This window comes from Pantoea pleuroti, from assembly GCF_014156615.1.
GTDB classification, from domain to species: domain Bacteria; phylum Pseudomonadota; class Gammaproteobacteria; order Enterobacterales; family Enterobacteriaceae; genus Pantoea; species Pantoea agglomerans.
The window spans coordinates 260,227-281,259 of the sequence record NZ_SBFD01000004.1; the positions used below are offsets into that span (position 1 = coordinate 260,227).

Annotated in this window: 21 protein-coding genes and 1 pseudogene; 9 read left to right on the top strand and 13 right to left on the bottom strand. The window is 51.9% G+C overall.

All coding sequences use genetic code 11. The annotated features are described in order from the left end of the window. Positions 1-9 precede the first annotated feature (9 nt). The 4 genes from copD to EPG66_RS11995 all read right to left on the bottom strand — a co-directional run bounded on the left by copD (position 10) and on the right by EPG66_RS11995 (position 4,122). The gene (gene copD / locus EPG66_RS11980) at positions 10-942 is read right to left on the bottom strand and encodes a copper homeostasis membrane protein CopD (protein WP_099257112.1); all 933 of its coding nucleotides are present in this window, start codon (positions 940-942) and stop codon (positions 10-12) included. Positions 943-946: 4 nt separating this feature from the next. After that, entirely contained in the window at positions 947-1,327 is a 381-nt protein-coding gene (copC, locus tag EPG66_RS11985) for a copper homeostasis periplasmic binding protein CopC (protein WP_099257113.1), read from the bottom strand. A gap of 31 nt (positions 1,328-1,358) precedes the next feature. Continuing rightward, positions 1,359-2,168 carry a copper resistance protein B gene (locus EPG66_RS11990; protein WP_219811542.1) on the bottom strand — a complete coding sequence of 270 codons (810 nt, stop codon included), beginning with the start codon at positions 2,166-2,168 and terminating at the stop codon, positions 1,359-1,361. Positions 2,169-2,301: 133 nt separating this feature from the next. Beyond that, on the bottom strand, positions 2,302-4,122 hold the full coding sequence (locus EPG66_RS11995; protein ID WP_182686951.1) for a copper resistance system multicopper oxidase: 1,821 nt from the start codon (positions 4,120-4,122) through the stop codon (positions 2,302-2,304). A gap of 286 nt (positions 4,123-4,408) precedes the next feature. Here EPG66_RS11995 and EPG66_RS12000 point away from each other — a divergent pair, with 286 nt between their 5' ends. Then, positions 4,409-4,639, top strand: a complete 231-nt coding sequence (locus EPG66_RS12000) for a hypothetical protein (RefSeq protein ID WP_069730070.1) — start codon at positions 4,409-4,411, stop codon at positions 4,637-4,639. A gap of 290 nt (positions 4,640-4,929) precedes the next feature. Continuing rightward, positions 4,930-5,256, top strand: coding sequence for a four-helix bundle copper-binding protein (locus EPG66_RS23330; protein WP_099257116.1), 327 nt, complete (start codon positions 4,930-4,932; stop codon positions 5,254-5,256). Positions 5,257-5,496: 240 nt separating this feature from the next. Here EPG66_RS23330 and EPG66_RS12005 read toward each other — a convergent pair. Continuing rightward, positions 5,497-5,942 (bottom strand): annotated as a pseudogene (locus tag EPG66_RS12005) (heavy metal translocating P-type ATPase); the annotation flags it as partial. Between the two features lie 81 nt (positions 5,943-6,023). Between EPG66_RS12005 and EPG66_RS12010 the strand changes: the two are divergent. From EPG66_RS12010 to EPG66_RS12035, 6 genes are all read left to right on the top strand, one after another. Next, entirely contained in the window at positions 6,024-6,377 is a 354-nt protein-coding gene (locus EPG66_RS12010; RefSeq protein WP_099257117.1) for a metalloregulator ArsR/SmtB family transcription factor, read from the top strand. Positions 6,378-6,475: 98 nt separating this feature from the next. Then, positions 6,476-7,759: an arsenic transporter gene (locus EPG66_RS12015; RefSeq protein ID WP_099257118.1), complete on the top strand. Its 1,284-nt coding sequence runs from the start codon at positions 6,476-6,478 to the stop codon at positions 7,757-7,759. 49 nt (positions 7,760-7,808) lie between these two features. After that, on the top strand, positions 7,809-8,237 hold the full coding sequence (gene arsC / locus EPG66_RS12020; protein ID WP_182686953.1) for a glutaredoxin-dependent arsenate reductase: 429 nt from the start codon (positions 7,809-7,811) through the stop codon (positions 8,235-8,237). 499 nt (positions 8,238-8,736) lie between these two features. Continuing rightward, entirely contained in the window at positions 8,737-8,910 is a 174-nt protein-coding gene (locus EPG66_RS12025; RefSeq protein ID WP_182686955.1) for a con-10 family general stress protein, read from the top strand. Positions 8,911-10,125: 1,215 nt separating this feature from the next. Further along, complete coding sequence (iraP, locus tag EPG66_RS12030; protein ID WP_086905490.1) at positions 10,126-10,473, top strand: anti-adapter protein IraP; 348 nt, start codon at positions 10,126-10,128, stop codon at positions 10,471-10,473. Between the two features lie 1,009 nt (positions 10,474-11,482). Next, positions 11,483-12,997 (top strand): sensor domain-containing diguanylate cyclase, encoded by a 1,515-nt coding sequence (locus EPG66_RS12035; protein ID WP_182687152.1) that lies wholly within the window; start codon positions 11,483-11,485, stop codon positions 12,995-12,997. Positions 12,998-13,413: 416 nt separating this feature from the next. Here the strand turns inward: EPG66_RS12035 and EPG66_RS12040 are convergent, their stop codons facing one another. Continuing rightward, on the bottom strand, positions 13,414-13,824 hold the full coding sequence (locus EPG66_RS12040) for a hypothetical protein (RefSeq protein WP_228312224.1): 411 nt from the start codon (positions 13,822-13,824) through the stop codon (positions 13,414-13,416). A gap of 781 nt (positions 13,825-14,605) precedes the next feature. Here EPG66_RS12040 and EPG66_RS12045 point away from each other — a divergent pair. Then, the gene (locus EPG66_RS12045; RefSeq protein WP_182686957.1) at positions 14,606-15,211 is read left to right on the top strand and encodes an Ail/Lom family outer membrane beta-barrel protein; all 606 of its coding nucleotides are present in this window, start codon (positions 14,606-14,608) and stop codon (positions 15,209-15,211) included. A 36-nt stretch (positions 15,212-15,247) separates the two neighbouring features. Here EPG66_RS12045 and EPG66_RS12050 read toward each other — a convergent pair whose 3' ends face one another. The 7 genes from EPG66_RS12050 to EPG66_RS12080 all read right to left on the bottom strand — a co-directional run bounded on the left by EPG66_RS12050 (position 15,248) and on the right by EPG66_RS12080 (position 21,032). After that, positions 15,248-15,673, bottom strand: a complete 426-nt coding sequence (locus EPG66_RS12050) for a tail fiber assembly protein (RefSeq protein WP_050498575.1) — start codon at positions 15,671-15,673, stop codon at positions 15,248-15,250. Between the two features lie 2 nt (positions 15,674-15,675). After that, entirely contained in the window at positions 15,676-17,094 is a 1,419-nt protein-coding gene (locus tag EPG66_RS12055) for a hypothetical protein (protein ID WP_182686959.1), read from the bottom strand. 68 nt (positions 17,095-17,162) lie between these two features. Continuing rightward, positions 17,163-17,825: a hypothetical protein gene (locus tag EPG66_RS12060; protein ID WP_182686961.1), complete on the bottom strand. Its 663-nt coding sequence runs from the start codon at positions 17,823-17,825 to the stop codon at positions 17,163-17,165. Further along, entirely contained in the window at positions 17,826-18,935 is a 1,110-nt protein-coding gene (locus tag EPG66_RS12065; RefSeq protein WP_182686963.1) for a baseplate J/gp47 family protein, read from the bottom strand. A 4-nt stretch (positions 18,936-18,939) separates the two neighbouring features. Beyond that, positions 18,940-19,305, bottom strand: coding sequence for a hypothetical protein (locus EPG66_RS12070; protein WP_022624435.1), 366 nt, complete (start codon positions 19,303-19,305; stop codon positions 18,940-18,942). A gap of 3 nt (positions 19,306-19,308) precedes the next feature. Next, positions 19,309-19,920 (bottom strand): baseplate assembly protein, encoded by a 612-nt coding sequence (locus EPG66_RS12075; RefSeq protein WP_182686965.1) that lies wholly within the window; start codon positions 19,918-19,920, stop codon positions 19,309-19,311. Then, on the bottom strand, positions 19,917-21,032 hold the full coding sequence (locus EPG66_RS12080) for a type IV secretion protein Rhs (RefSeq protein ID WP_182686967.1): 1,116 nt from the start codon (positions 21,030-21,032) through the stop codon (positions 19,917-19,919). Before EPG66_RS12080 ends, EPG66_RS12075 begins: the two co-directional genes overlap by 4 nt. Position 21,033: the final 1 nt, after the last annotated feature.

Consider the following 21,033-nt stretch of genomic DNA (forward strand, 5'->3'; position numbering starts at 1 on the left):
AGTTAATTGTTACTCCATACCGGTTCCTGGCGACAGGGTGCCCAGCCAGGCAACAATTGCCAGTATCAGTACCGCTACGGTAAATTCTGTAATAATGCTTTTACGCATCAGTGTAATACCCGCCTTATAGTGGCCCTGAAGCAGGGCATTTTCCAGCTTTGGTGCAAGCCGGAAGCGGTTGGCGGCAGCCAGCAATAACATCAGAAAAAACAGAGCGGTCTTTATTACCAGCAGCAGGCCGTAAACGCTTCCCGGCAAAGTGCTCAGTGGCTTTTCTGTGATAAGCACGAAATTAACCACTGCCGTGATCACGATGCTTATCACAATAACCGTGCCGGCACGGGCAAATCCCGTTAATGCCCCGGACAGCTGCAGTGCATAAGCCGCTTTACTGGCTTTTTTTATACTCAGCAGAACGGTAAAAGCCGTCAGGGCTCCTACCCAGGCACCGGCTGCGGAAAGATGAACAATATCGCTCAACAGATGGACGTAATAGCTCACACCGTCATTCATGGCTGCATGCCCCCCCCACGCCAGGGTCGCCAGCGCCGTACCGCCTGCCAGCATCAAAACATAACGTGAAAGTACGGCATTCCTGAGCCGCAGACCGAGCCCGACAAAGGCGATGGTCAGGGCAACGAGCCGGACAACCCAGCTCATGCCAACAGCGGTCTCGCCGACCACCATTTCAATAATGTGCAGAGTCAGCTCACCGGGGTCGCTGACACCGCTCATAGACTGGGCAACCAGCAGCATGTTTGCCAGTGACAACACAATCCCGGCAGAAATGAGCGTGAAAAAGAACGACCAGACGCTGAACAAAGATACCGGTTTTTTTAAGACGCCTTTCAGGGCATAAAGCTCAAATAAAGGCAGGCCAAAAAGAACCATAAGATCAAGGTAAAGAAGAAACCGGATGACAATAAAAGTCTGATCGTTCATAGCATTACTTCACGCTAAAACTGTAGTTGCCGGTACGGGGATGTGTGTCAGATGACACCGCACGCCATTCCACCTTATAAGTCCCGGCGGGCAGCGGCTTTGCCGGCATGATAATCATGGTTTTGGGATCGCTGCCGGCTGCAACTTTAGCTGCAACAGGCATTGGCGCGTGCGATGACATGCCCGGCATGGCAGTCATTATCAGACGTGCGCCAGAGAATTTGGTCACCAGATTTTCGGTGAAGTGAAGCTCTACTTTTGAAGGAGCCGCAACCTGTGCCTTGTCTGAAGGCACTGATGAAGCCAGTTCAGGATGTGCCTGGACAGCGAAAGCAGTGACAGAAGCCACAACAGCGATGAAATACTTAGCAGATGAATGTTTCATTATAATACCTGTCTTGTTTGAATTAACTGCATCAGAACCACATGCGTGCCCCGAGAAGGAAACGCACTTCGTTATCTTTTTCTCCTTCACGGGCAGCCATATCGGCGGTATTACCGTAAAGCTGGCTCCAGGAAACCCCGACGTATGGAGCAAACTCACGTTTCACCTCGTAGCGAAGGCGCAGTGAGAGTTCCGTACTGGACAGTCCCTTACCGGTTTCACGCGCTTCATCATCTTTCCCGTAAAGATTGGCTTCAAAGGCAGGCTGCAGGATCAGACGGTTGGTCAGCAGCACATCGTAATCCGCCTCCAGCCTCAGCGCAGTTCGCCCCTTCTCGCCGGCAAACGCTGTCAGCTCGGTTTCAAAATTGTAAAGGGCCATTCCCTGCAGGCCGGCGGCAAGCCAGGTCTGGGGCTTTCCGGGCCGGAAATCCTGTCGGGCCCCGGCAACCACGTCCCACCAGGGCGTAATGGCATGTCCCCACAATGCCTGCACTTCTGCGGATTCAGCTTTACCGTCGCTGGTTTCGCCTTCGCTGCGCATCCAGAGCCGGTCAATGTCACCCCCAATCCAGCTGCTCACATCCCAGCTGAATCCGCCAGGATCGTTGTTTTTCTGCCATTCCAGCTGATCGGCAAGCAGAAAGTAATTCACGCTGCTGTCATGAACTTTATGACCGTGGACATCCGGAAATGCCGCCTTACGGTCAGCCTCGGTAACCGGCGGGATGGGCGTTCTGCTTTCTGCTGACGCAGCGGGTTGCATGGACTCCATACCATCCATCGGCTCCATCCCGCCCATAGCAGAATGCTCCATCCCTGACATATCATGCTGCTGCATGTTATGCGCTGGCGCGGCATAGACGGGTGTAAACGTCGTTCCGGCAAGTGCAGACCAAACCAGCAATCCTGCCGCAGAACGCGACACATTCTTTTTCATATCACTCCACCCTGAAACTGACATCAGCAGTACCTCATTCAATGACCCGGACTTCACGGAACATGCCCGTTTCCATATGGAAAAGAAGATGGCAGTGATAGGCCCACCGCCCGAGTGCGTCAGCCGTGACGCGATAGCTGCGGCGGGTTCCCGGAGGCATATCAATGGTATGTTTACGTACCTGGAAGTTGCCATCCTCGTCTTCAAGATCACTCCACATACCGTGAAGATGAATGGGGTGCGTCATCATGGTGTCGTTGACCAGTACGATACGAACGCGTTCACCGTAGCGGAGCGTAACCGGTTCGGAATCTGAGAATTTGATGCCGTTGAAAGACCAGGCAAACTTTTCCATGTGCCCCGTAAGGTGCAGTTCGATAGTACGGGAGGGTTCACGGCCGTCCGGATCCTCAAACGTACTTTTCAGGTCAGCATAGGTCAGAACTTTTCTGCCGTTATTACGCAGGCCGATGCCCGGGTCATTTAATTTTGCTGCCGGCATCATTGCCTGCATATCGACCAGAGGGTTATTCGTTTCGGAAGCCGGGTGTTTTTGCATGTCACTCATGCCAGCCATGCTTGCGTGGTCCATACCGCTCATGGCGCTGTGATCCATTCCCGCCATGCTGTCTGTTGGAGGGGCTGGTATACCTGAACCATCCATACTCTGCATATCGCCGCCGTTCATGCCCTGCATCTGACTGTGATCCATCCCGCCCATGCTGCCATGATCCATCCCGCCCATGCCCATATCATCCATGGTCAGCAAGGGACGCGGATCGGGTTTCGGAACCGTTGCTGACAGCCCCTCCCGGACGGCAAGCGTGCCACGTGCATAGCCGCTGCGGTCCATAGACTGAGCAAAAATAGTGTAAGCATCATCAGTCGGCTCTACGATCACATCGTAGGTTTCGGCAACGGCGATACGGAACTCATCAACGGACACGGGGGTGACATACTGTCCGTCTGCAGCCACGACCGTCATTTTCAGGCCGGGAATACGAACGTCAAAATAAGTCATGGCCGAGCCGTTAATGAAGCGCAGGCGTACTTTCTCACCTTTACGGAACAGACCGGTCCAGTTTTTACCGGGTCCCTGTCCGTTCATCAGGTAGGTGTATGTGAAACCACTGACGTCGGCCAGATCTGTCGGGTTCATCTTCATTTCAGCCCACATTTTCCGGTCAGCCAGCGTATTCGCGAGGCCTTTCTCCCGCGCATCACGGAAAAAGTCGGTAGCGGTGGGTTTAGCGAAGTTGTAATAATCTGACTGCTTTTTCAGTTTTGCGAGAATGTCTGAGGCTTTTTCATCAGACCAGTCGGTCAGCAGCACTACCTGCTCGCTGTCCCACTGAAACGGCTCAGGTTCAGCGGCATCGATAATAATCGGACCGTATACTCCTTCCTGCTCCTGCAGACCGGAATGGCTGTGATACCAGTAAGTTCCGTTCTGCTTTATTTTAAAGGAGTAAACATACGTGTCGTCCGGTTCGATACCGTGAAAACTGAGACCCGGTACGCCATCCATATTTGCCGGCAGGATAATGCCATGCCAGTGAACAGAGGTCGGCTCTGACAGGCGGTTTTTTACCCTTAACGTGACAGTGTCGCCTTCTTTCCAGCGCAGCAGCGGCCCCGGAAGACCCGCATTTATGGTTTTTGCATAACGGGTTTTACCGGTGATATTCAGTGGCGTTTCGCCGATAAACAGATCAAAGTCGGTCCCGGTCAGCGTGCGGGACTGCATCAGGCTTACCGCCGAGCGCGCATCAAACGTTCTCAGCCCCAGGCCGCCCACGAGACCGGCGGCGGTTATCCCTTTAATAAAATTACGTCGTGAACTTTTAAGTTCCATGACTGAGCTCCGGCAAAATTCACAGTATCCCGGGAGAAAAAATCTCTCCGCTCCGCAAGCACAAGCCGTGCTTACCGTTCAGGAAGTTTATTTTTTGTTACCGGAAAGCTATCACAGCTGAAAGACGGACATGATTACAATTGTGTAATGTTGGAACTTACTGTTTTTACATTACATTTCTGTCATTTTCGATCGGAAGCATTTTTCTCCTGTACGATAAAAATGACTGAAGCCGGAGAGCATCCGGCCCGCCATTATTTAACTTTTACTCGTAAGGACAGCCGACATGAAAAAATTAATGTTTGTTTCTCTTCTGGCCCTGTTTTCTGCCTCATCAGTATGGGCACAGCCGCATCCTGTTTCAGAGCCGGACGGTCAGGTAACTGACAACGCTGTTGCCATGATGAATGAACATGAGCGTGCCATCCTGGCACACCAGAGTATGGATAATGCAAATTCTGCAGCACATCAGAGCATCATTGATATGCACCGCAGGATGATGCAGCAGGAAAAATAACGGGTCGCACCGGACAGAAGGTTCGCCCGGTATCTTCTGTCCGTTTCTGTCACTGCTCCGGGATGTGGTTGTGTTTTACCCTCATCATTAATGCTTTTTCCGGTAAATCTTCTTTCAAGGCTTACGTGAGCCGGCCCGTCTTGCTGCGACGGGCTCTTTTTTACTGCCTTCCCGCTTTCCGCATCGTTAAACTGCCGGCCGTGCTGAGTACAGCGGTATCTTTGCGCCAATGATGATTTTGTTCCAGGCTTACCACTTATTCGCAAATAAGCCGAGTGAGAGAGGACAATATGTCAGAGCATTATCGCAACTGCATTGAAGCCTGCTACATCTGTGCCGCAACCTGTGATTACTGTGCCGCATCGTGCCTGAAGGAGCCTCCGCTCGATATGATGCGTGAATGCATTAGGCAGGACATGCAGTGCGCAAGTATCTGCAGGATGGCGGCAAAATTAATGACGCTTGACAGTGAGTTTGCTACAGAAATCTGCAGGATCTGCGCTGAAGCCTGCCAGAAATGCGGGGATGAGTGCGGCCAGCATGAGCACGAACACTGTAAAAAATGCGCAGAAGCATGCCATCATTGTGCTCAGGAGTGCAGAAATATGGCAGCATGACTTTTCTGTCATCCGCGGTACGAAGCAAGGGACAGCTACTTCATGCGCCGGAAAGCAGAAAATTGTCGTCGCCAGCCCTGCCTGACCTTTTGCGGGAAAAACGCAGTAGTAACAGATAATGCGCAACAAAAGACAGGGCTGCCTGAACGTGCCCTGTAAGCTGTTCAGGTGGCAAGGGTTCTGGTGTACGCGAAAAGCGGACATTATCTGCAGTACCCACCCGACGGGCAGCCGATCCGGCTACTTACGCAACAGGCGCAGGCCGTTTACCACTACAAGCAGACTTGCACCCACATCCGCGAACACCGCCATCCACATGGTCCCCATTCCGGCCATGGTCAGGGCCAGAAATGCTGCCTTGATGCCAACTGCCATAATGATGTTCCTGACCAGCACGCCGTATGTCTCCTGAAGAGCCGGACGAAGGCCGGAATTTTACGTAAGTCATCCTCCGTCAGAGCCCCGTCGGCAGTTTCGATGGCGGTATCTGTGCCTATTGCGCCCACGGCAAAGCCGATATCGGCGCGAGCCAGCGCCGTATGTACCTTGTCCCCGAACAGCCTGGACGTTCTGACGTCCAGGCTGTGCAGCTGACTGCTCGCCTCGCGACTGCTTTCTGTTACCGTATCTGCCACCGTGAACAACCCGGGCACCTGATGACTGCCACAGACCATGATAACCGCCTTAACATATATGATTAATCGAATATAAAATTGACATGCGCAGTCCTGGAAACGACACTGGACTCTGTAATTCAGGAGAATGTCATGCCACCATTTATGCCCCTGCAGCTTTTCAAAAACCTGTCTGACGAAACCCGGCTCAGCCTGGTGCTGTTACTGCGCGAAAAAGGTGAGCTCTGCGTCTGCGAGCTTTCATCCACGCTGAAGGAATCACAACCCAAAATTTCCCGTCACCTGGCTTTACTGAGAGAAAGCGGCCTGCTTGTCGACCGACGAGACGGCAAGTGGATCCATTACCGTTTGTCTCCGCACATGCCAGCCTGGGCAGCAGCAGTGATTGAACAGGCTTATCTGTGCCAGCGGGATGACATCCTTAAGCTCAGCCAGCAGGCTGAACGCGATAACGCAACCACCAACGGCAAGCCTGTCTGCATTTAAAAAATTTTGCCATCATATATGCGATTTTTTGAATGTGTTTTGTGCGGGATAATCATCAGCCCGGATCAACGGGCAACTTTATTTAAAAAGGAGAAGGTATGTTTCTGGCGGGTGCGATTTTCGTCCTGACGCTGATACTGGTTATCTGGCAGCCGAAGGGCCTCAGTATTGGCTGGAGTGCAGTCATCGGTGCGGCTCTGGCGCTCCTGACCGGCGTAGTACAGATTGGGGATATTCCGGTGGTCTGGCAGATTGTCTGGAACGCTACGGCTACCTTTATTGCCGTCATCATCATCAGCCTGCTGCTCGACGAGTCCGGCTTTTTTGAGTGGGCGGCGCTGCACGTTTCCCGCTGGGGAGGCGGAAAAGGCCGGCTGCTGTTCACCTGTATCGTTCTGCTGGGTGCGGCGGTAGCCGCCCTGTTCGCCAATGACGGGGCGGCACTTATTCTGACGCCTATCGTTATCGCCATGCTGCTGGCGCTGGGCTTCAGCCCCGGCGCCACGCTGGCGTTTGTGATGGCAGCAGGTTTCATCGCCGACACCTCCAGCCTGCCGCTCATCGTGTCGAACCTGGTGAACATCGTCACGGCGGACTTCTTTAAGCTGGGTTTCAGCGAGTATGCCTCGGTAATGGTGCCGGTAAATATCGCCTCGGTTGCCGCCACGCTGGTCATGTTGCACCTGTATTTTCGCAGGGATATCCCGGCCACTTACGACCTGGCGAAACTGAAGGCGCCGCGTGAGGCCATCCGCGATGCGCGCACCTTCAGAACCGGCTGGATTGTTCTCATCCTGCTGCTGATCGGCTTCTTTGCCCTCGAGCCACTCGGCGTGCCGGTCAGCCTGGTGGCAGCGGTGGCGGCGTGTGTTCTCTGGCTGGTTGCCCGCAAAGGACACGTGATTGATACCGGCAAGGTGCTGAAAGGCGCGCCCTGGCAGATTGTTATCTTCTCGCTGGGCATGTATCTGGTGGTGTACGGTCTTCGTAACGCCGGCCTGACTGATTACCTTTCTGCCGCCCTGAACCGGTTTGCAGAGCACGGCGTCTGGGGCGCAACGCTCGGCACCGGCTTTCTGACGGCGGTGCTTTCCTCGGTGATGAACAACATGCCTACCGTGCTCGTTGGCGCGCTTTCGATTGACGGCAGCACCGCGCAGGGCGTGGTGAAGGAGGCGATGATTTACGCCAACATCATCGGCTGCGACCTTGGCCCGAAAATCACCCCCATCGGCAGCCTCGCTACCCTGCTGTGGCTGCACGTACTGGCGCAAAAAAACATTACTGTCAGCTGGGGCTACTACTTCCGCGTGGGTATCGTGATAACCCTGCCGGTACTTTTTGTGACGCTGGCCGCGCTGGCCCTGCGCCTGTCTGTTTAACCTTAACCCCGGTGTTGCGACTGTGCAGCGCCTTTACGGAGTACCGCTTATGACTGACATCACCATTTATCACAACCCGGCGTGCGGGACGTCCCGCAACACCCTGGCGCTTATCCGCAACAGCGGCACCGAACCCAAGGTTATTCTGTATCTGGAAACACCGCCGTCCCGCGATGAGCTGAAGAAGCTGATTGCGGACATGGGCATCAGCGTACGCGCCCTGCTGCGCAAGAATACCGAACCTTACGAGCAGCTCGGCCTGGCAGAAGACCGCTTCAGCGATAACGAACTGCTCAATGCCATGCTGGCTCATCCGATCCTTATTAATCGCCCGGTGGTGGTGACGCCGCTCGGCACGAAGCTCTGCCGTCCGTCCGAAGCGGTTCTCGATATTCTGCCGGATCTTCAGCAGGGAGCGTTCATCAAAGAAGACGGTGAGGCGCTTATTGATAAGCAGGGTAAACGCATCGGTCACTGATGCTGCCATAGTGGTGCATAAGAGCCTGAAATACTTCCTGCCAAAGTTGCTCCGCTCGGATCTCAAAAAATACCATTCAGAATGATCTTCATGGCAAAAGCAAAAGGTTGCGGTTTTTATCGCTGGCATGCGTACCCTAGCTTAATCTGCTTCCTTGTGAGCTCAATTTATACGTAAAATTACATTAGCTGAAAAATTAATGTTTCCCTCGCACATTGTCTGACATCCAAAGTCTAAATAAATTAACCCTTAGTAATGAAAGGAGGTTAAGACATTGTTGTAACAAGGAATGGGCAGCGCTCACTTTCTGGCAAAGTCCTGTTAAATAGTGCTGAAAAATAAAACCTCCAGACAGCTTTTAAGCCAAACCACGACATAAAAGTGACTTAAGCGTAAGAATTATCTTAGTCTCTGTTCGCTCATGATATTTATAAGCTTTACTAATAAGGTAAGCCCCCCTAAGGCCTTAAGCAATATTGCCTGGCCGGAGTATTAAGCTATGAGCACACATCGTGGTGGTAAAGGTAATTTCGCCGAAGATTCAGTACGCGCATCTGAAGCCGGCAGAAAAGGCGGGAAGGTCAGCGGCGGTAACTTCAGAAATAATCCTGACAGAGCAGTTGATGCAGGCCGTAAAGGTGGCTTAGTCAGTCGCCGTGGTAAAGCGCAGTAAACCAGTGTGTAAACCCTTCATTTGTGAATGGTAAATAAATCAATTCAGGTATGCGTAATTCTCTTGGCCGCAATATGGCCTTTTTCCTTTTGATCACTGTGCTTGCAGTTGTGATGGTCAATATATGGGCCCTATGGAGTTGATAGCAGCACAATCTGAAAGTACGTGAAGATGATACACGCAACCTGTCCATTTTTTTGTCAAAGCCTCACAACTGACTAATTTTAACTCACCCATCACGAAGCCTGCCGAGATGGGCGCAGTACATGCCTGCCCCCTCGCAGGTTTTTACCTGTCGGGTTTCTATTAAGTTACTGCTTACGCTTGAAACTCACTCTTAAGTAATTAACATAGATAGTGTTGTGTCATAGGTGAGCGCTCCTACAGCTCATTGACAGGAGGATGTCTGACGGGATTGCCAGGCGTCTTCCTCACAACATCGAAAACTATATAACAGCACAATACGCTACCACCGCGTTTTGTACCTGCCCTCCTCCTCGAAAGGCAGGTATTTTTTTATGCTTATCACTAGAGAGTTAGCAACTTCCGCTTTTGGCACAAAGGTGTCTGGTATGGGAGCAATATACAACCTCACAGCCACGTATCCTGCCCAGACCCGCCACTGATAGAGCCTTCAGACAGTATCTCACAACGACCGACATCTTTACGTTAAAGCTATTCATTATCCCTGACGCGGCGTATGCTCAAAACGGCGAAAATGTTAAAGGGACGGAAGTTTTTTAGCTTAATTTTCCGGCTACAATTGACATGGATTTTAAGTTATTCACAAAAGTGGTGGATAAGTTCTGTACAAGTCCTGTGAGCGGTATCAGACCTGACGGCGCACATGATCCGGACGAAGTGTGCTGCCTGCAGCGGGAAGAGGCCGCCAACAGAATTATTACTGCACCCGACTCTCAATCCCTTCTCGCGCCACTACCTATAAAGGCTCCTTCAGCATGCGGAAAAGGCTTCAGCCATTTTCAGGGCCGCCCGGTTCTGCTGCAGGCGCATCATTGACTGGCGGTCGGGCTGTCCGTAGCGGGGTCGTTAATCCAGCTGAATTTTGTTCGCAACGTATAAAGTCAGGATCAGAATTCTTCAGACCCGATTGCTGCAATCATTTCAGGGGTAATGGGGGAGATTTTCAGAGAGTGGCTGTAGGCAGGTCTTGCGTGGGTCGTTAGAATCAGCTTTTTTACAGGAGCATTCGCTATGAAAAACGTGGTACTGAGCATGCTGACCAAAATCTCACATATTGATGCAGATATGAAACAGCTGACAGCACGCGTTGAGGCACAATCGCTGCTGATTAGCGCGCTTGTGCTGGCTGTGAGCAGGCAGGGTGGCGTAACGGAGATGATTGAAAGTGCTAATAAGGCAATCAATACTGTGATTGACTCTGCTGAATCCAATGAAGTTCTTAAATCTGATGCCGCCATTCTGTTAAGCGAGCTACAGAGTCTGTTGAGTATTTCCGCGGCGGTCGACGGTGCTGAGAATGAAATCAATCATGAAGGTCTTGATAAACTGGCCGACGTGACCTCCCTAAGCGGGCAATAAAATTAAAGGTGTCAGTGGCCCGGCTTTAAATCTGTTTCTGAGCAGAGTTGTGGGCACCCTACCCTGTTCATCTTATTAGGGGCCTGGCAGTCCAGGCCAGGCTACCGCTATAACAGTTGAATGTCCCGATGACTTTCTCATGGAGTTCAACTGAGCGAGAGAAGCAGAAATCGACAAGGAAACGGACAGCTGCATAGCCAGAGCCATGAGCCGACCAGCATTCGTGAAAGCTCAGGAAATGAATAATCTCTAAGGAGTTTGTAATACCATTAAGATGCGTTTACGGCAGTAAAAAGTGCAACGTCCGCTTCTGGCACATAGCGGTCATTCACATTAATACTCTGATGGCCCCCTCTGGTTCCCCGGCGCTGCCGGGTCGTCAGCCCTGCTGCCTCAGATGAGGGCGAAAAAAGTGAAAGTGAATGGACTGATGAAGAGTTACCAGTTAAGACTGAGAAAGGCCTGCTTTGAGCGAGATGCAGATATCGGTACACACTGCCGGAGCGGCCGTTTCTGCTCATATGAGTCGTGAAAGCCTCTTGAGAAACAAATATCCTTTCCGGCGCGGTTGTCTGCCGTTACTTTTTTCCGTTAATAAATATAAACATTACCTGAGCATTGCCGATAAATATTATGCCCTCACCAGGGGAAGTAAAATCGATATAAAAAAGCTGTTATGGCCGGCGCATATGCCGCCGGCTTTTCAGCTGTCAGCTCGTTTTCCGGCTACAACCATCCATAAATGTGCCTGTCGGCGCTACCTGCCATACATATTCCCGGATATCGGGTCCGAAACTGCCTTCCCGTCCGTTAATCTTTTCTGGGGGAGAAGCTCACGGTCAGGCAACAAGACTGCTCTGCATAGTTGGCCGGCGTGCTTAAGCAGGGCGGCCGGGACAATAACGCACCCGCCTTGTAACAGCATCATTCGTAAATTACGCTTCAGTATGACAATACAAGAGGATAACCGGTCTTGGACAAACACTCTGGCAGTGGCTCTACTCCCCTTATGCGCACCCCGCTAGGTAAAAGTATGGCGGTATTTTTGCTGGTGACAGCTCTTGCCGTCACTGGAGCGAACGGCTGGTCACTCTGGGCCTCGTGGCAACAAAGGCTGGCTGAGCGCGAGAATGATGCCCGTAACCTCTCCGTTTCGCTGGCAAAGCAGGCAGAAGATGCCTTCCTTCAGGTAGACATCACGCTGGCTGATGCAATCAGACAGCTCAGACAGAACGGGATAAGTTATGCCCTGACGCCCGCCTTTGGCCGCCAGCTCAGGGAGCAGCACGGTAAACTTCCCCAGCTGCATGGCCTCTTTATCTATGATGTAAAGGGTAACTGGGTTGCCACATCGGGGAATTATGTGCCGGCGAAAGCCAACAATGCGGACCGGGATTATTTCATCTGGCACCGCACACATACCGGTACAGCGTTACATGTCAGCCGCGTCATCCGCAGCCGCTCTACGGGTGACCTGGTTATTCCGGTATCGGTGCGGCTGAACGACGATGCGGGACACTTTGCCGGCGTAGCACTGGCCACGGTCAGGGTGGACTATTTCAGGCAGTTCTACAGCTATTATACGCTGGATGAGCGTGACGTCCTGGGGCTTATTCTGGCCGATACCTCCGTGCTGTATGCTCGCCCCCTGCCGGACTCGGTCATTAACCAGAGCCTTTCTGACAGCCCGCTTTTCAGAACCGCACTTAAAACTTCTGACAGTGGCAGCGCGACGTGGCGCTCCGCGCTGGACGGTATTGAACGCATTTACGGCTACGCCCGTCTGCAGCAGTACCCGCTGGTCGTTGCTGCCGGCTATGACCGGGACAGAATCTGGAAGATATGGCTGGGTGCGAATATGACTGATGCCATCCTTAATCTGATTTTACTGGTCATGATAACGGGGATGGGAATTTTTGTACTGAGGCAGGTCAGAGCCAACGTAAGGAATCAGATTGAGCTGACCCAGGTCAGGGATGAGCTGACATCAATCAATCATACCCTGCAGTCACTGGCACTGTTTGACGGTCTGACTGGCCTGGCCAACCGAAGGCAGTTCGATGCGGTGCTTGAGCAGAGCCTTCAGCGCTCCAGAAAGTCCGGCGAACCCCTGTCGCTGATTATGATAGATATTGATTACTTCAAGCGCTTTAACGACACCTGCGGACACGTGGCAGGCGACATGTGCCTGAAAAAAGTGGGAGGGTTACTGAGGGGGCTCACGCACCGTCAGGGTGACCTGGTGGCGCGCTACGGTGGTGAGGAGTTTGCCATCATTCTGCCCTTTACCAGCGCACCTGATGCGAGGCTGTTGGCCGAGCGGGCGGTAAAAACTATCAGGGAGGCCGGTATTATCCACACGGCCACGGAGCTCCCCGGGAAAGTTGTCACCATCAGTGCCGGATACTGTACGAAGATTTCCGATGGTCAGGAGGAGGAAGCGGAGCGGCTGAAGGAAAGGGCGGACAGGGCGCTTTATGAAGCTAAACGCAGCGGACGCAACCGGGCTCTGGGAGAAACCTGAGCCGGCGACCAATGCGGCAAAATTTATTCTTCGTTATTTAAGCCGTCAGAGTAGCTGTGGGATGCCAGTAAATCACAGGGTATGCTTCAGCCTTCTCCGTTTTTCCATTATTTACAGCTTACCCGCCGGGCCTGCCGCTGTCCCTTTCAGTGATGAAATGCCACCGGTCAGCATCTCTGAGGTTATCCGACTGAGCTGCTGTCTAATAACCAGGATGTAATGTTCGCTTCTGGCACAAAGCGGACGGCCGCGTGTACAACGTCCGCTCTGAGCGAGAAGCGGACGGTCAAAGTTGTTCTGCAACAGATGAAGACTTGTCGTAGCTACATATTAATCAACAGGGAGCAGGTCAGTGATAAAAAGGGGCAGACCAAGTGCGAAAACACCGGCGCCAGGCCGGTATCAGTAGGATAAGGTTAAGAGAATTCTATTTTGCACTCTGACAGAGGAATAGAGCGGCCATCGGTAATAACAAATTGATCACCTTCAATTTGAGCCAGTAACAACCCCATGCCTTTGGCACCAGCTTCGATATCCTTTCTCCATCCGTCAATATCACCGTGATATATGACAGCATGAAATAGCGGACCATCCAGTGGAGTAATGCTGCACCCTGCTTCATTGACCCCCCCACTAGTTGCGTTCGTAGGATCAGCGAAGCATGTAATATTTTTAAATTGCTTTCGGAATTTGTTTTTCCCATCATCAGAAAAATACATAGTTTCCCTTGTCGGTGCGCCATCCATGCCGGGGATGACTCTGGCATCTGATCTTTCTAGCTTCCCACCTAAAGACTTTTCCAACTCATCTATCTGATTAGCCAACACATCACCTCCGTTTTTCACTGGCGCAATTACAAACTTAACGTTTTTAACACCTGATTTATTTAAGATTTTTTAGCAGTGACTAACTAACTCTAGACTATTAGTATGCATTACTACGTTGAAATAAAGCTCCAATATGAGATGTCCGCTTCTGGCACAAAGCGGACATTGAAAGCTTTCAAGATTGGACCGCATGCCCCGCCGCCGCTATTGTTAAGCTTGCAGTAACACTGATAATGCAATGCTGTCAGCTAAATCAGGCCGTCGCTTTAATAGCCCTACTATCTTTCTGGCAACCGTTTCCTGCGTGACCAGTTCACCGCTGGCGACCAGCTGTCAGGCATCCTTCCCCATTGCCATGCATGCTGTCTGACACACCTGTTCCTCAAATTCCCTTTTTTATGCTTCATCTCTTGCCTAAAGAAGCAGAATCTAAACCATTCTGCTGAACCGTAAATTCAGTGGTCTCGATTAAGGAGCACGCCTTCCAGATTCCCGCTGGCTTTCCTGTGAAGAGCCTGGACGTTAGTCCAGCTACGAACAAAGCTGCCGTCGCTTCACTTAAAATCCATTCTACGACATCCCACGATGAACTGTATTACTACCCTTAACTCACTTTTTGCATGCTCCGCAATTAACCCGGCAGCTCCGGAAAAATCAAATGTAACAGACTGAAAAGACATACTTAATTTTCACTTTTCTGAATTGTACCTGACTGAAAATGGCCTCCTCTAAACGGTTGTGCATGCCGAATCATGCATCCCACTTTTAAGCAGGAGTTCAGATGTTATTCAGAAAAGCGTCCATGGCTTTGCTGGCCACCACAATTTTGTGTACCAATGCGATGGCTGAGGATACGGATGTAAGGCCTACCATGTCTTTTGGTTACCAGCGTGGCCATATTAAAGATTTTGGTGAAATTCAGGGCGGAAACTTCAGGTTTCAGTATGAGACATCATCACCGTGGGGTTTCATGGGATCTGTATCGGTGATGAAGAAGAACTGGCAGGATGCTGATACTGAGTGCAGAAGGAGTAATGCACAATGCAAAGAGGATTATAATGCAAAACATCGGTTAGACAGACAGGCAGAATATTACTCTGCTCTGATCGGCCCGACCTATCGCATCTCAGAGAAACTCAGCGTCTTTGCCTTAGGGGGGATTTCGCATACGAAAGTAGATAATCCATTAATCTTCGATGATCGCAACAACTCTCAGATGAAAAATGGTTCCACTTCATCCAACCAGTTTGCATACAGCACAGGGCTGACATTTGATGCAACCAAAAATCTGGCATTAACTGTGGGCTTTGAAGGATCTCAGGCCGCATTTGCATCAAAAAAACATAAGATGACCAGTGTCTTCGTCAATGCGGGATATCGCTTTTAAGTATTAATTCAGTGGCTCGTTCCGGACGAGCCACTTTCAACTCTTGCCTGGTACTGCTGGCCAGTCTATTTTTTTCATTACATTTGCATTCAGCCTGTATACTTCAGCTAAATGTTTTTTCCAGGCGTCGAGTTTCTGTTTCTCTTCTTCATTTAGTCCGTATACATCCTGCACTACCGCCAGCATGCGTATTTCGGTATCGGCTTTTTCCAGCAGCGCATTCTTTATTGCCTGATTATCCTCAATAGTGCTGTATTCCTGTTCAGGGATATCCGTCCAGACGGGCATTCCTTCCTTGCCAGACCCACGCTGTTTCCCTTCTGGGGGGGTACCGGTAAACTGTTGCCAGACTTCATCAGAAACAGGAATAATATCCTCCTGCCAGATACCGTTTCCTCTGTAAGCGGCCTCCTCATCCAGAAAATAAAAGGCATTACTTTTTGCACTGAAACCCATCTGCATAATCAATACCCCATAGCCAGCCAGTAGAATGCGGGTTCACCATTGCCGGCGTGCAGGGTAAAGTTTAATTGATTAACATCTGATATAAATGAATTGTCTTTACTCATTTTATGTCTGCCACATTGCGTAATTAATACGAGGGAACAGTAGTTGGGAAAAGCTGCCGGGTAATTAATCTCGCCTTTGCTTGTTTCATGCAGTCCTCCCTGAATAACGAGCTTACTGACCGGATCTTTCCAGATGAAAGGGAAACCTTTTGTCTTATGTACAAATGATGCTGAACGGCCTGCCAGCCATGAATGCAGACTTCCGCCGCTCCATGCTTCTCCAGCAATATCGCCTTTAGTAGTGACTTCTGCTTTCCCAATCTTCAATGGCATGTCCGTGCTCAGTGAGCCTTCAACGTTTAACGGACCTTTTACTTCCCCGCCGCTTACGGGAATATAGCGGCGATCAAAATTACTCCAATCAATATGCTGCTGGTTATTACACAGGATCCAGGCATTCAGAGTCGCATTCCACTCAACTTCATTTTGCTGGCAGCTGCTTAGGGTACCCTTCCTGAGTTCTCTGGCGTCATCGTTTAAGACTGGACAGGCCGGGAAATCACCGACACGGAGTTTGCATGCCCCTGCATTAGTCGCCTGTGTGCGAAAGAACAGACGCATGCCATCGGTGAGCTTTGTGACGGGTGGCTGGCAGATCAGATGAAAGTTATCACCCTCGCTTTTAACTTTGCCACTGTTAAGACGTCCCTGCTGCACAGCAGCAATGATGCCATCCTCAGGAAGAAAAGGCGCATGCTCAGCCATATGTATCGCTGAAGCATCAATGGATAATGCGCCGTTATCCACGGTAATTACCCATGCTGCCGTATAACCGGGATCCGGTGTCGGGGATATCTGTTCACCTTTTCGGGCGGCCATACCCGCTTTTAATGAGACATGACAGCCACCGGATCTTACCGTGTTTTGTGGTGCGCCGCTGTTATCTGGTCCGCTGAAAGCGATCGCCGGATCAGCAGCATTGTAATATGGCAGCACAGCGGGCCCCGTGTCCGTGTCGGCATAAGCCACCTGAATGAGGTAGTTGATGCTGTGCCCCTGCATGGCGGGTGCATCAAGCCTGAAAAGGCAGGGTGCCAGACTCAGACCCTGCTTCAGAATAGTATTGATGTTATCGGCAGCCAGTGACGAGTAAGGCGTGCCATCAATATGCTGCAGGGAATAAATCTGCCCCTCCCCGACCTGAACAGTCATGGAAGCCGGTGCGGAAGGCTTACATACCAGACCACATAGCCAGGTACTCTCACCCAGAAAGGCTGACGCCAGTTTCGCCAGCCCTGTCATGGCGAATTTATTGGTATTAAGCAGGTCGGTTTCGAGCGGAATAGCGCCCGGATAAACAATCTGACGATCCATAAAGTTACCCATTAAAAAAGGCCACCTTCAGGGTGGCCATTGCATGATTGTTAACGAAGGAAGAGAGATTAATGAATTCTCACCCAGACCAGCGTGCCTTCCGGTTTGACGGCTTCGATCGCAGCATAAATCTGTGCATCCGTAACACTGCCCTTAACCATTCCCCGGGAGACATATTGGGCGCGCGAAGCACTGCCATAGCCCGCTGTTGAAATTCCGTAGCCTGCCACCTGGGGGATGCCCTGACCGCGCGGACGACTGACGACCACAAATGCCTGGTAAGGCAGACAATGTGATCCATATCCACCCGCAGCACCATAACCGATTGCAGGTCCGCCATACGCACCTGTATCTGCAGGGTGTGACGGCTCGAACACGACTGGTGTGTTCCCGGTCAGCATCTCAATAATGTTGGTAACGGCCTGACGCGTACCCCGCTCGCGAAGCAGATTTGTTTTTATCTGGATCCGGAAGGGGTCATCAGACATACCTGCAGGTCTGGTCAGGCTAGTGCCAAAGAAATCATAGGCTGCAACGTCCAGCCAGCCATCGCTCGCCGTGGAGATGCGAGTCTGCTTATGTGCGTAGCGATAAAGGGTGTAGCACCAGGATAACGCTGTGGCACAGGCTGAAAGCACACCTTCGAAAATCGGTGTGTCATCACTGAACCAGCCTGGCGGCAGCAGCGCATGAAGCCGGTTGAGAAAGTCGTTCCTGTCACCTTTAGTCATTCAGCTCACCGTAATCTGACCTTTGCGAATAACCTGTTTTGGCGAGGCCGCAAGGTCAGCTTTACCGTCATTGAGGGTAAGGTATGTCACGTTCGTGACCAGTGGACTGGCCGCATAGGCCACTCTGATGATCCGGGTGTAGGCCAGAAGCTGTCCGGGATGAAGGTCTGCAATGTATTGCGATACGGCCGCCTCAATCAGACCGGCCACCTTAGAGTGATCTGCTTCATTATCTGTCGTAAATGAAAGTATGACCTTTGCATAGATGACCACCGGCCTGAAAACCCCAAAGGTGATGGTAAATCCGCGCACAGCGTCAATAGCCCTGTATGCACGATCAAGCAATTCGCGTGGCGGCATACCGCTGCCATCATCAATAACGGCATAAAAATAGCCCGGCTGTGGTCTACCGTCCCAGGAGACATTCTCGGTCAGGGTAAAGCTGACGCCGCGCTGAACATTGCTGAGCGCAAACGCAATCGCCGCTCTTGTAGCTTTTGATAATGAAGCGATCCACATTCTGAATCGCGCGCGGAAATCGTCGTCAGACTCAGCGTCCTGACCTCCCACAAACGCCGCTGGATTAGTCACCTTATCGACATATAACACAGAACCCGTAATAAGGGTGACGGTACCCGGCTGCGCATTACCTGCAGCGCCTGCGGTATCTGCCCTCACCGGTACCTCCAGGGAAATGACACCCGCTGCGATGATATAGCCCAACTGTCCGGGCCGGTCGGCAATAACCGTGTAGCTCTGTGTGCCATCGAGGGTGGTTATCTTTGTCCCGACCGGGATAAGGGCCTGGCTCGCGGGGGTAAGACGGGAGAACGTCACGTTACCGGCAGCCTGTACAGCAGAGCGACGGAAAAAACCAAAGTCTGCCATCCAGCTGTCCAGGTCTTCGCCGGAGCATGTCGCCGCGCGGGTTGTCACCAGCAGCTTTACAATCAGCTGCTGGAGCCACATGACCACACCGGCATTGGATTCAGCCAGTGAACGCAGAATGCTCCCGATGGAAAAATCCACCAGCTTTGCTGCCCGAGCCTGTATCGCTGTGACCTGTTCGCCGACGAGTTCAGTGAAGGATTTGACGTTGAGCGATGACATCCGCTTACCTCGCGACATCGAAGTGGAGAGTTTCTGGCGTGCCGGTCAGGGCATCGGTGTAGACAATGGATACGCTGACACCCCCTTCAATCAGGACCAGTTTCACAACTGGCGGTGGATAGTGCGCGACGGCCTCTTCAAGCAGCATCTGGCCGCTGATGAGCGACTTCCACTCGCCCGGCTGTACAGCTTCACCGACTTTTTTACCCAGCCCGGCACCGTATTCAGGATGAAACAGATAATCACCGGGGTTGGTCAGCAGTCGTCGCAGAATACGTTGCTTCGTGCGAACGCTGCCCAGAGCCGTGCGCAGATCGCCCGTAGAGGAGGGCGCAAGATCTCCTCCGGTAAAATGATAAAGGTCGTGCATAGGTTACCGTTGCAGAGTGGCTTTGATTTGCTGTTCTGGCGGGGCTGTAAAGTTGCCCTGACCTTTCTCGAGATGTGTGTGACCGCTATAAACGGTACGAATATGATGAACCGTGCCATAGCGACCATTGTTGTCGCTGATCTCTTTACCGACCGTCAGATTTTCATCTATCCGGACGTCGCCACCAGTGAAGTGATGTGCTGGTGCGTCATAAATGAGTTTTTCCTTCGCACTCAGCAGGACGTCCCCGCTGTTGAGAAACTTCAAAAGCGATCCGCCCTGATGCACCAGCCAGAATTCACCGGAAGGGGGGCCCGGGCAGCGGTCTTCATCGTTATAAAACTGCCCTGCCGCCATGCCAACCCCGGCCAGGCTGGAATCAAACTCAACCTCAGCTACGGCACCAATCATCGGCCCTGCCGCAAGCCCCCAGCCGTTTCCTGCCCAGGGCGTGCTGAGGGGGATCCAGCCGGTTTCCTCACCCGTCGGCTGCAGCAGTACCTTCACTGTGTAGTTATCCGGGTCATAAGCCGTGATAATGCCCTGACGTGTGCCACTCTTACCCGCATTGCTCTGGCGCGATGTCGCCGCCATGATATTCAGCAGCGCCCTCACCGCTCAACACCCGGCGCCGTGCTGTGGTTCTTACCCGACATCTGCATGGTGTAGCCTGTTTCCCAGCTCAGCGTACGTCGCACCCGATCACAATGGTAAATCTGGTCGAACGGGCTTTGTGTACCCTCAATACGTACATGCATATAAGGCATGAGCAGGTTGTCACCTGCCGTTGATCCGCTAACGTTCATCTCGTGCTGTATCACCTGTCGGTAGATGGACTGTGCCAGCGCATGGGCTGCTTCAGGCGTTAATCCGTTACGTATGACACGATAAATCTGAGTGTCAGATGAGGCGCTTCCGGGAACTGTTCGCTTACCAGGGTTTGGGTAAGAGGCACTGAACTGTTTATTCTTGCACTTTGCATTCCAGCTGAGCACCTCAACCGACACTCCCCTGGCAATTGTCAGCGCACGTGAAAATGTCAGGTCATCGGAGACATTGCAGCGGGGATACGCCTGCTTACCGGGAGGCTGCCAGCGGATAACATAATCGTCATCAGCGGCAGGGTCGCGTCGGGGTTCGAAATGCAGGCTGTCACCTTCCACATAAACCGAAAAGTTTTCGATGCCCGCCAGGCTGGTTATCAGGTCCCATACCGTCTGTTCGCCTGTCAGGTGTGTCGAATCGATCTTATAGTATTCACCGACGCGCTGTGTCGTCGCCGTCACAACCGGTGTCAGGCTGTGACGCTGCGCCAGCGTGGTGACTATCTGTGAACTGGTGAGATTTTTAAAGCTTTCACCCGGTGTCTTCGCATCAATCAGCTTTGCGGTGAAATCGCGCCCTTCTGCTGAAATCTCAAAGCGTGCCGGTTCGTAATGCCAGGTATCAATGCTGCCTGTGATGTGTCTTTTCTCGTTAACACCGGTCTGGGTTACTATCGAAATGAACAGCTCGGTCCTGATCGTGGTCTGCACCGCCCACCAGTTAAGCAGCTGCATGTCCGGCGGCAGCGCTGAAATTGCCAGCGTAAGCTCAAACGTCCCTGCACCACGAAAGGCATTGTTCTCAACGCTGAATGATACAAATGGCACGTCTGTGCCATTTAAAACACAACGCCCGCTGACATGGCGGGCGCTCGATTCGGTAATGGGGTTGCTGACGTTCATA